At 39.7% G+C, this 11,665-nt stretch carries 7 protein-coding genes, 1 pseudogene and 1 riboswitch; of the genes and pseudogenes, 2 read left to right on the forward strand and 6 right to left on the reverse strand.

The window, feature by feature from the left end; genetic code table 11:
• Positions 1 to 286: 286 nt before the first annotated feature.
• The gene (locus JMX97_RS01770; protein WP_201554520.1) at positions 287 to 2,101 is read left to right on the forward strand and encodes an NAD(P)/FAD-dependent oxidoreductase; all 1,815 of its coding nucleotides are present in this window, start codon (positions 287 to 289) and stop codon (positions 2,099 to 2,101) included.
• A 479-nt stretch (positions 2,102 to 2,580) separates the two neighbouring features.
• Here the strand turns inward: JMX97_RS01770 and JMX97_RS01775 are convergent, their stop codons facing one another.
• Both JMX97_RS01775 and JMX97_RS01780 read right to left on the reverse strand, forming a co-directional pair.
• Positions 2,581 to 4,263 (reverse strand): NAD-dependent malic enzyme, encoded by a 1,683-nt coding sequence (locus JMX97_RS01775; RefSeq protein ID WP_201554523.1) that lies wholly within the window; start codon positions 4,261 to 4,263, stop codon positions 2,581 to 2,583.
• Positions 4,264 to 4,661: 398 nt separating this feature from the next.
• Positions 4,662 to 5,789 (reverse strand): M14-type cytosolic carboxypeptidase, encoded by a 1,128-nt coding sequence (locus JMX97_RS01780; RefSeq protein WP_201554525.1) that lies wholly within the window; start codon positions 5,787 to 5,789, stop codon positions 4,662 to 4,664.
• 192 nt (positions 5,790 to 5,981) lie between these two features.
• Between JMX97_RS01780 and JMX97_RS01785 the strand changes: the two genes are divergently transcribed.
• A complete protein-coding gene (locus JMX97_RS01785) occupies positions 5,982 to 6,227 on the forward strand; it encodes a hypothetical protein (RefSeq protein ID WP_201554527.1) in 246 nt (81 codons plus the stop codon).
• A gap of 133 nt (positions 6,228 to 6,360) precedes the next feature.
• On the opposite strand, the gene JMX97_RS01790 is transcribed toward JMX97_RS01785, so the two are convergent.
• The 4 genes and pseudogenes from JMX97_RS01790 to JMX97_RS01805 all read right to left on the reverse strand — a co-directional run.
• Complete coding sequence (locus JMX97_RS01790; protein WP_201554529.1) at positions 6,361 to 6,933, reverse strand: manganese efflux pump MntP family protein; 573 nt, start codon at positions 6,931 to 6,933, stop codon at positions 6,361 to 6,363.
• 8 nt (positions 6,934 to 6,941) lie between these two features.
• Positions 6,942 to 7,109, reverse strand: a riboswitch (yybP-ykoY riboswitch).
• Positions 7,110 to 7,343: 234 nt separating this feature from the next.
• Positions 7,344 to 8,078, reverse strand: coding sequence for a DUF6977 family protein (locus tag JMX97_RS01795; protein WP_201554531.1), 735 nt, complete (start codon positions 8,076 to 8,078; stop codon positions 7,344 to 7,346).
• A 797-nt stretch (positions 8,079 to 8,875) separates the two neighbouring features.
• Positions 8,876 to 10,000, reverse strand: coding sequence for an NAD(P)-dependent alcohol dehydrogenase (locus tag JMX97_RS01800; protein WP_201554532.1), 1,125 nt, complete (start codon positions 9,998 to 10,000; stop codon positions 8,876 to 8,878).
• A 33-nt stretch (positions 10,001 to 10,033) separates the two neighbouring features.
• Positions 10,034 to 11,219 (reverse strand): annotated as a pseudogene (locus JMX97_RS01805) (aldehyde dehydrogenase family protein); the annotation flags it as partial.
• Positions 11,220 to 11,665 lie beyond the last annotated feature (446 nt).

Raw genomic sequence — 11,665 nt, forward strand, 5'->3', positions numbered from 1 at the left:
ACCCAAGGCGGTTCAACCGAAAGTGAAAGAAACACTGCATGATATCTGGATAGCTGAGCCGTGCGAGAACGCCCAGACACCAGGTTTGACAATATCTCTTTAGAAGAGTTATAGTCTGTAAAGAGATATTAATTTTATTTTTTCGAAAAACATTTATTTATATCAGTAGGTTATACTTATTAATTCGCTTCTGAAAATATATTGTTTGGTGTTTAGTGATTTTTTTACTGCTGCACAGGAAGTTCAGCAATAGCGTTAAATAAAAACAATCAAGGAGATGGATCTCATGACTTATCAAAAAATAGATAGTGAGTTGTCCGCAAGCCGACAAGTAACTAATTGGCTGCAAGATTTTGATCAAGCTTTGCGTACAAAGGATATAGACAAAGTAGTTAATTATTTCGAAACGGAAGGATACTGGCGTGATTTAGTTTCTTTTACTTGGAATATAAAAACGCTCGAAGGGCAAAATGAGATCAAAGAAATGCTTTTGCATACCTTAGAAACTACTGAACCGTATAATTGGCAGCTTGATGAAGAAGCAGTAGAAAATGATGGGGTTATAGAAGCTTGGATAACCTTTAACACTAAGGTGGCGAGAGGTTATGGTCACTTACGTCTGCGTGACGGCAAAGCTTGGACATTGTTAACCACTATGGTTGAGCTCAAAGATTTCCCTGAAAAGCGCAAACAATTACGCCCGAAGGGTGCTGAACATGGCGTTAACCCTGATCGTTTAACATGGTTAGAAGAACGTCAACTTGAGGAAAAAAACCTTGGTTATAGCGAACAGCCTTATTGCTTAGTTATTGGTGGTGGGCAAGGTGGTATAGGTCTAGGAGCTCGTTTACGGCAACTCGAAGTTCCGACAATTATCATTGATAAGCAACCGAAGCCAGGTGACACATGGCGTAACCGTTATAAGTCATTATGTTTGCATGATCCTGTGTGGTACGACCACATGCCGTATATTCCTTTTCCTGAGAACTGGCCAGTATTTACCCCAAAAGACAAAATTGGTGATTGGTTAGAGATGTACACTAAGCTTATGGAATTAAACTATTGGGGATCAACTGAATGTATCAGCGCTGCTTTTGATAAAGAGTTACAACAGTGGAATGTAGAGGTTGATAGAGCAGGTGAACGTTTGGTATTGCATCCCAAGCAGTTGGTTATAGCTACTGGTATGTCGGGATTACCAAACACTCCTGAAATTTCTGGTAGGGAAGATTTTTCCGGAGAGCAACATCACTCTAGTCAACACCCAGGTGGTGAAGCTTATCGAGGGAAAAAATGTGTTGTGCTGGGTGCTAACAACTCGGCGCATGATATTTGTGCTGCCCTTTGGGAAAATGGCGCAGACGTCACCATGATACAACGCTCATCAACGCATATTATTAAGTCAGACACCTTGATGGATTTGGTATTAGGTGGTTTGTATTCAGAAGAAGCGGTTGAACAAGGAATTACCACCTATAAGGCAGATCTGACTTTCGGTTCTGTTCCTTATAAAATCATGCCGCAATTTCATGAGCCTGTTTACCGTGAAGTGGCAGAGTTGGATGCTGATTTTTATAAAGAGCTAACCGATGCAGGCTTCATGCTCGACTTTGGTGAAGATCATACCGGCCTCTTTATGAAATATTTACGTCGAGGTTCTGGTTACTATATTGATGTCGGTGCTTCTGAGCTTGTAGCGCAAGGTAAAATAAAGCTTAAATCCAAAGTAGGTATTGATCATATTAAACCCAATTCAGTGGTGCTAACTGATGGCACAGAGCTAGAAGCTGATTTAATTGTGTATGCTACTGGGTTTGGCTCCATGAATGGTTGGGCTGCGAAAATAATTTCGCAAGAAGTAGCCGATAAAGTCGGCAAGTGTTGGGGGATGGGCTCAGATACCGCCAAAGACCCAGGCCCTTGGGAAGGTGAGTTAAGAAATATGTGGAAACCAACACAGCAACAGGCGTTATGGTTCCATGGCGGCAACTTGCATCAGTCTCGACATTATTCTCAATACTTATCACTACAGCTTAAAGCCAGAATGGAGGGTATAGAGACACCTGTTTACGGTTTACAGGAAGTTCATCACTTGGAGTGAGTCTAATATTACTACTGTGAGTAACTTATAAAAATCGGTAAGTTTGATGGCCGTACTGACTTGGTTCAGTACGGCCATTTTTGTATTAGCTACTTTATGAAGATTTTTTAAATGAATGTCTGCGGACTTGGTAAGCTACTCACTTTCCTAAGGTCTAGATAAAAATAGTAGTTTTATAGATGAACGTCAGTAGTGAACCCAATGATCAAGGCCGTAAAAATATTACTAATACTATGTTTCATATAGCATTAGCAATTTATTCTTATTTAGTACTTTATCTAGGTAACGTTGTAAATATCAGGGTTTGAACTACACAATTAACGACACTGTATAATAAGCAACTATAGTTTTATGATTTCAAATACAATCATCCTTATATTAGCCAAAATTAAGGTTAAATCAAAAGCAAAAAAAATAAACAAAGCCGAATGCTACTTCTAGCAATAACATTCGGCTTTTTTATATGTACTTTCTAACCACTAGAAGGAGGTACGACGATAGTTGCGGTATTTAGGTAACCAGAAATTAGCTTTTAATCGACGTTCTAAATTTTCTGCCGTTACAGGTAATGCTAATCTATCTTCAATCGCTTGTAGTGCAACTGCACAGGCTATTTTTTCACTGATCTCTCTAATGACTTTAATTGGAGGTAATATTGCACCTGGTGCTTTTTTATATTCCATTGATATATCTGCAAGTGCTTGGCTTGCGGCCATTAGCATATTATCGCTGATACCCGTCGCACGTGATGCTAAAACACCTAGGCCAATACCTGGAAATATATAACTGTTATTACACTGAGAGACCTCGAAAGTCTGACCTTCAAAAGTTGTATTAGGAAAAGGACTACCTGTTGCAATAATTGCTTTACCTTTACTCCAGTTAGTTACTTCTTGTGGTGTTGCTTCAACACGAGACGTTGGGTTTGAAAGCGGTAGTACAATTGGATTTTCAGTATTAACACATAAAGCTTCGATCACCTCCTGTGTAAATAGACCTTTTTGCCCGCTTACACCAAACAATACCGTTATTTTTGCTTGTTTAACCACTTGTGCTAAACCGAGCTTCTGACTCTTATCCCAACTTTCAATAGCTGATTCTTTTTGCACTAACGGTACCTGGAATTTTTGTAGCTCTGTCATGCTATCCGTTAGCAAACCATAACGGTCAACCATAAATACTTGTTTACGCGCCTGCTCTTCCGTTAAACCTTCACGCTGCATTTGACGAATAATATGCTCTGCGATACCACAACCAGCTGATCCTGCACCTAGAAATGCTATTTTTTGTTGACTAAGTTTTTGACCTTTATTTAAACAAGCTGCAATCAGTGTACCGACTGAAACAGCAGCGGTCCCTTGAATATCATCATTAAAACAACATAGCTGATCACGATATTTATTCAATAATGGTGTAGCGTTCGTTTGTGCAAAATCTTCAAATTGTAATAATACCTCTGGCCAACGCCGTTTGACAGCTTGAATAAATAAGTCTACAAATTCATTGTATTCATCACCAGAAATTCGTGGATTTCTCCAGCCCATGTACATAGGGTCGTCAATTAACTGTTGATTATTGGTGCCTACATCTAATAAAATTGGTAGACAATAAGCAGGGCTAATACCACCACAAGCCGTATATAGAGCTAATTTACCAATTGGGATTCCCATTCCACCAATGCCTTGATCTCCTAAGCCCAATATACGTTCACCGTCAGTGACCACAATCACTTTTACTTTTTGTTTGGTTGCATTTTGCAGCATGTCATCAATTTTATGGCGCTCAGGATAAGAGATAAATAAACCACGTTTACGGCGATAAATTTTAGAGAATTTTTCACAAGCTTGGCCAACCGTTGGTGTATATATCAACGGCATAACTTCCTCAATATGCTGCTCAACCAAATGATGGAATAACGTCTCATTTGTATCTTGTATATTACGCAGATAAATATGCTTATCCATATCGCTAGTAAATGAGCAAAGTTGATGATAAGCGCGTAATGATTGCTCTTCGATCGTCTCAATGTTGTGAGGTAATAAACCTGTTAAATTAAAACTGTCACGTTCTTCTGATGAAAAAGCGCTACCCTTATTTAACAAAGAGGTTTCTAATAGTGCAGGACCTGCAAAGGGAATATATAACGGACGTTTATTTGGCATGATAAAATCTTCTTATTAAAGGCGTATGGTGGTACAAAGTTAATGGTTTAAATATTTTTATCAATTCATTAAATAACAGAAATTATTTGAATTTATGTCTTTATCTAACTTTCTTAAAATTATTCAAACTAGCACACTTAAAGGTTGATACCCATAAGAAATTAAATATCTTTCATAAGCCCTCAGCATTGATGATGAAGTGGTTGTTTTATTGAATAAGTAATTTGTAGTAAGTTAGAGATTTGAGCTTCCAACCGAGACTCAAGACTAAAACTACTTTTTGGCCTATTAGACCTCTTGCGTAAGTAATCGCCAGCTCTTGTAACTTCGTTAGCGAAAGTCAATGAAAGGATACTTTTGCAATAGATCTAAATCATTAACTAATGCCAAATTATTAATTAACGTAAGGTATCAACGACAGCCAACATGGCAATTAACGATGCTTCCCCTAATTTAACAGAACGCTCTGGTGACCAACCCATAGCTGAGTTGGGTACGTTATTGTTATCTTTAAAAGGCATCTCTAAAGTATTTGCAAGGCAATCAAAGCGTTCAGCCACCCAGTGAGTTGCGAGAGTCATATTCGCTTCACCCGGCGCACCAATACCATAACCAATTTCAGACTGAAAGTCGGCACTGGCTAATTTTAACACTTCTGAAAACCTATCACGGAGACCTGCAAGGCGGTCGTTATAACTTGGCGTACCTTCAGAGCCAGCAAGGAACACAAAAGGTAATGCTTCATCGCCGTGCACATCATAAAATAGATCCACACCGGTCTCTTCCATTTTATTGATCACATGAAACACCTCAGGGCTTTTTTCTAAACTTGGATTTAACCATTCACGGTTTAAGTTAATACCCAATGCGTTAGTACGTAAATGTCCACGCACGCTGCCATCGGGATTCATATTAGGCACAATATAAAAGTTAGCTTTGTCTAATAACAACTTGCTAGTGGTATTATCACTATCTAATAAGCTATCCATTAAACCTTCGACCAACCATTCAGCCATCGTTTCACCTGGATGCTGACGCGCAGTAATCCAAATGTTGCGTTTATTCACATCACCATCACCAATTTTGACTAAGGTTAAGTCGCGCTTATCAAAGGTTTCACCTAAATGCTCTAAAGTCACTAACGGGTGTGTTTGTACGGCTGCTAATAAATCTTGATGACGCTCGTAACTGTAAGGGGCAAAATAAGCAACTTGAATGGTGTCACACTCCATATCTGCCACTATGGTTAACTTTCCGTCTTTATAAGAGGTCGGCAGACGGAACCAATGTTGACGATCGTACGAAGCAACCGCTTGGTAATTTTCCCACCCTGCAGGGAATGATGCCTCCCCTGCATTAAGAATGTTAAGAATATACTGCTCTCCAGCCTGACCTGATAGACGAAAGTTAAACCACTGGAAAAACTCTCCCCCAAAGTCTGGACGAATAGCCAATTGAATATCTTTTTTATCCTCTAAATTAATAACGTCAATATTACCTGCATCGAAATTAGCAGTGATATGCATAATCTTTCCTTAATTAGTTTTTATGGTGATGTTTCAAAAAGTAGCAGTCAGAGCAATTGATATCTACCTGTATCTTCATGACCTCAAATATAATATTTTTTCTACGGCTGTAGCCTCTCTTTTAATTCCTCAGTATACTTTCTAAAACAACATCAATAAACGATTAGAAACAATCATTTTATCGAGCTATCTATGTTAAGCCCTTCCCTCTTACGAGATTATCATCAAACCAATTATTGCTTTGGTAATACCATACTCAATATTAATAAGCCTTCCTCTAAAGCTACAACTATTTTAAAACTATTTGCTACAGATGGTGGATTATTTATAACGGCTTGGAACCCATTAGGAAAAGGAATTACTGTTAAAGATAATGAGCAAGCTAAAGAAAGATACCTGCTATTGGAAGCTTTATTTAAAAAAGAGAGGGTTGTCTGATACTTGTGACAAGCTATACCTAACAGACGCTAAAATAGGGCTTTTTTTATGCCTGTTAATTATGTTTGGTCGGCACTGTAGAATGAATAGCTATGCTATACAGTGCCTATATATAGAAGTACCAACCTACCGATCAAAGATGTTTTGACAGAATCCACGCACCGATAGCAATTAGAGTTAAGCCACCAAATATTTCAGTCTTATGACCGAGTAGTGAACCCAATGCCTTCCCCAGCATGACACCTAAAGTTACCATTATTGTAGTAGCTAGGCCAATAAGACCCGCCGCCAGTAAAATATTGACCTCTATAAACGCTAGGCTAACACCTATAGCCATTGCATCAATGCTAGTGCCGAATGCGGTCAAAGCAAGTTTGAAAAAAGAATGTTTCGGCGGTGCTTCTGCTCTTTCACTGCTTGGCTTTAAACCTTCATAAATCATATGCAGACCGAGAACGACGAGTATGGTGAACGCTATCCAGTGATCCCATGCTTCGACAAAAGAAGCGTCTACCAAAGAGGCTGTTGAATGGCCGATGAACCAACCAATAATGGGCGTGATAGCTTCAATAGTGCCAAAAATAAGGCCTATTCTTAAAGCTTCGGTAAAACGGGGGTTTTTAAGGCTTGCGCCTTTACTAATTGCCACAGAGAAGGCATCAGTAGACATAGAGAGAGCAAGTAACAGAAGGGCTACAGGGTTCATGTTTATTTTCTCAGGTCGAGTATAGAGTCCACGACATACTCACACCCCCGACCTGCAGTGTGAATATATCGATGGTCTCGCCAACCGAGAGGTGTTCGCACCATGGCATATGGCCAAGCATGTTGACACGAACTCTTTCGCAGAACGAAAGCAGGCTACTCCCCAAAGAACGCTTAGATTAACATGCATATGTTACAAGTCAATAAGAAAATATCTGGTTGGCCTCTGTTGAGGCTATTATATTATTTGCTTTGTTTGTTTTAAAGTACTGTCCAATTTTATTGGCCACTACACACTTACTTAAAGAGCAAGACGTAGAGCTACGATCGAAGTAGCTGAGGTGGGATTTAACACAACAAGCAAAATCAATTAATTAACGTCTTATTCCAAATTGAGAGCGGGTCTCGCTATCAGACCCAACCCTCTTCCAAAAGATGCTCGGTGTTACTCAGTTTAAATTCATTATATAAGTTAAAAAATACCGTTGGGTCTTCAACATCATCGAGCAACTCTCGTTTATTGAGCGCCACAAACATAGCCAGCGCATAAGCCGAACAATGGATAGACTTTTTGGGATTAAACTCAATATCAGTAAAGGCTTGATATTGCATAACCTCTTCATGCAGCTGAGGATTTTGCTTTAGAGCATTCACATACAGCCAATCATAAAATGTGGTTAATGGCTCTACGCCCCATTCCATACCAAAATAATTGTAGCCAATTAATTCACCCGAAGTTGTTAATCGCTCGTCTTTTTTAGCTTGTCTTGGCGGGGCTGTCAGCAAGTCGATATAGGGGCCACCGTCCTCGAAAACCATACTACTTTGGAAGGCGTTTTCGACACTATATTGCTGATCATCATGCTCATTAGCCAGCTTTAAGCTTGATGGGTTCAGCGCAAAACTTAACTTATTGCCAGATTTACTAGACAGCTCTAAAACGTGATTAAACCCATACTTTTTGCGAATGACTTGATGCAGATCATTGATAGATTTTTTCTTTTGTCTACTCGCAAATCCCACATGCCGCTCAAACCTAACCATGTCCGTTTTTACCAGATTGTCACTGTTGACTCTGGGCATGAATACGGGTCTGTGTTCTACAGCGTTTGGTGTTTGTTCCGTAGGGTTCTGTGTTTGTTCCATAGCGATGTGCCTTATATCAATGGTCTTGTATAAACGTTCTTTCACAACTGGTCTGGCATAAATAGTATAGTCAGTTCACAATAAAAGAGAGTCATGTATGTCAACGTGCCACTGGTATAAATTTTTCTGGCGTGCTTTTCGCAAGCGGGACAGAGGCTGCAAAAAATTCATTCCAGTAACACTGTATCGTTTTTAAATTGAATCAACTATATTTAAATAAGCAGTCCTCTAAATACATTATTATCTTGAGAATACTGAGTTATCTTGTGAATACTGATTAACTATTCAGAACACTACGTCGCGTTACTCACGAACCCAATCAGCGCTCGCGGGGAAGTTTATCTTATTATTAGTCATTTATCCTACCCTATTTTAGGGTTATTGATAACCTCACTGGCTTTTTGGAGTCAGTGACTCATATGGCTTAAGGTTTTGAAGCGTCTGTCGCAGCGTTGCCCCCTTTTGCTCAGAATGAAACTATGCCCCCAGAAAGGGACTATAGTCAAGCCATTCTAAATTTGGCACAGAATTTGGCAGAAAGTCACTGAGAGAAATTTGCGCATTCTCAGTCATAAGACGGCCTCTAGCAAGTAATTTTTTACCAGTGGCTCTGCCAGTATCTGTTTTGATTAGGATTGACTCTATAATAAATCTTTATTGATTTTTTTATCCCCTAGATTAAAAAACCCCTTTACGCTTTTTTTACATGGCATGAAGGGGTTAAGCTATACTTTTTACTTTTCTTAGGTGATTTTATTAATATGGGGGTTTGAAGAGATGATCATGCGTGACCATCTCTACTTACGTTCAGCAATTCTGACAATTGGTTTTAAGGTAATACCTTCATGACTGTCTATTGCTGCTTGATTGATATCTTTGAAGTCGTAGAACTTAATCAGTTTGTCAAAAGGAAACTTGCCTTGTTGGTATAGTGTGACTAACTCAGGGATAAACTTCTTGGGTGAGCTACTTCCTTCAACAACCCCAATGATAGATTTGCCTCCTAACAGTAAATCATTGACATCAAACTCAGCGTTGGTGCCTAATTGTGGTGCACCAACTACGGCTATTTTTCCCAAAATACCCAGGGCATCTACACCTTGCTTCAAAATCTCAGGCCGTCCCGTAGATTCAATAGCGAAATTAACACCACCACCAGTAATTTCTTTGATAGCTTCTATAGGATCTTGCTCTTTACTGTTGATCACGTGTGTGGCACCTAGTTCCTGCGCCAGCTTCAAACGAGATTCGACGATATCTACGGCAATAATAATTGTTGCGCCACACAGTTTTGCTGCAAGTAGCGCACTTAGGCCGACAGCACCTGCCCCCCAAGTCACAAAGCTACTCGCTGGTGTGACCTTTAGAGCGTTGATAGATGCCCCAGCACCTGTTTGAATGCCGCACCCTAGAGGTCCTAATAATGCAATATCGACATCCTTATCAACTTTGACTGCATTATTCTCACGACTCAGGGCATAAGTTGCAAAAGAGGATTGAGCGAAAAAATGATCATGAACTGCTTGGTCATCATGGGTACAAATCGCATTATGCCCTTCTGGGTCTGCACCGCTAAAATTGCGCCCAAAAAAGTCCGAACAATATGCAGGATTTCCTGTAATACATTGCGTACACTTTCCGCAGTAACCATAAGTTAGAACCACATGGTCTCCAACCTGTAAATCAGTGACATTAGGCCCTATAGCATCGACAATACCTGATCCTTCGTGACCAAGCACTGCTGGCAGCGGAACTGGATAATACTGATCACGCACAATCAAATCGGTATGGCACATTCCTGTTGCAATCACTTTGACTAGGACTTCATCGCCTTCGGGTGCACGTATTTTTAATTCCTTTAATTCAAAATCAGCACCTTTACATGCCGTCACTGCTGCCGTGATATCTTTCATGTCTTTCATAACTTTGCTTCCTGTGGTTAATTATTAAGTTTATTAAAAAGGATAGCGTGGCGCTTGAGCTTGAATGGTCATCCATTGCCACTGAGTAAATTCGTCTACATTTGCAGGGCCGCCAATACGTGTTCCGTTTCCTGACGAACCGAAGCCACCAAATGGGTTCACAGTGTCATCATTGACGGTTTGATCGTTGATATGTAATAAACCCACATGTAATTGTTGTCCAAGCTGTATGCCTCGACCCACATTTGAGGTGATTATACCTGCAGAGAGTCCATAGTCCCCATCGTTTGCCAATTCGATAACCTGATCCTCGCTACTAAAAAACAGTAAGACTGCCACTGGACCAAAAATTTCTTTACTAAAAATAGGATTATCAGCATCAACATTTGAGAGCAGCGATGGCTCAAAAAACACCCCATTGGCATGTCCATCAATCTCAAGCTTTGCTCCATGCTCGACTGCTTCATACACTAGCTTTTCTACTTTTTGTGCTTGTTTTTCATTGATGAGCGGTCCAATCGTAACATCACTTTTAGTCGGATTACCCACTACGAAATTTTCGATTTTTTCGATGACCCTTTGTTTCACTGAATCAAAGATACTTTCATGAATCAGAATTTTTCCTGTGGTCATACAAATTTGTCCTGGATGCAAAAAGGCACCCCATGCAATGTTTTCTGCAGCCAGTTCAATATCAGCATCATCTAAAATAATAAGTGAGTTTTTGCCACCTAGCTCCAATGAAACTTTTTTCAATGTCTTCGCAGCATTCGCTCCGACAATACGTCCCACATCTGTTGATCCCGTGAACTGGATACTAGCAATATTTTTGTCGAATGTTAGTGCTTCAGTAGGCAGTAGCGTCTCTTGATCAGCAGCAGGCAAACTTATACAGTTTTTGAGTACTTGAATAGTGATACCGACTTCAAATCCTGCTTTGAGCTGTATGGAGCCACTTTCTTTCACCAACCAATCAATCACTTCTGCTTGGTTTTCACTTAGGAGCTGAACTACTTTTCAAGTACTTGTTGGCGCTCTTTATAACTCGATGACCACCACTTTTTCTGTGCCTTTTTTGCCTGTTGCGCTGCAATAACCACATCCTCAGCAGAAGCATAGCTAATTTCACCTAATAATTCACCAGTGGCAACTTCAATCACACGATAGGTGGATTCAGCTGGCTGCCACGTGCCATTGAAATTTTTTTATTCCAAACCTCGGTTGCTCATATCGACATGATGACCTCTTAGAGTTTGTTTACGCCCGTTGTTTGCAGAACTATCAAAACAATCGTATTGCTTTTATAGCTTATAGTTGCAGCTTCCATATCAGAAATTTAATGTTAATTGAATCCAAAGCTTATACTTTAGTATAAAAATTTACTGTTCAAATCATGTATATAAGAAAAATAATGCCCACATTTTGAACAGCGTTTTTACTATAAAATTAATTTTCTAAATATTTATAAATCGTTGTTCGCGAAACTTTGGCAATACTCTTAACAGCTTGACTTGCAAATGTAGTATTGGGAGAGCCGGAGTTTATCAAGCTAGTTATCACCATAAGCCGGTTTAAGCGGCTTTTAATTTATCCTGTTTCTGCTCTTTTACTGGGTTCAATGTCGTCGGCCCAACTGGTGAGCAATTTCTCACCGCTTGTTTACCC

Source organism: Psychrobacter sp. 72-O-c, assembly GCF_904846605.1.
Taxonomy (GTDB): Bacteria; Pseudomonadota; Gammaproteobacteria; order Pseudomonadales; family Moraxellaceae; genus Psychrobacter.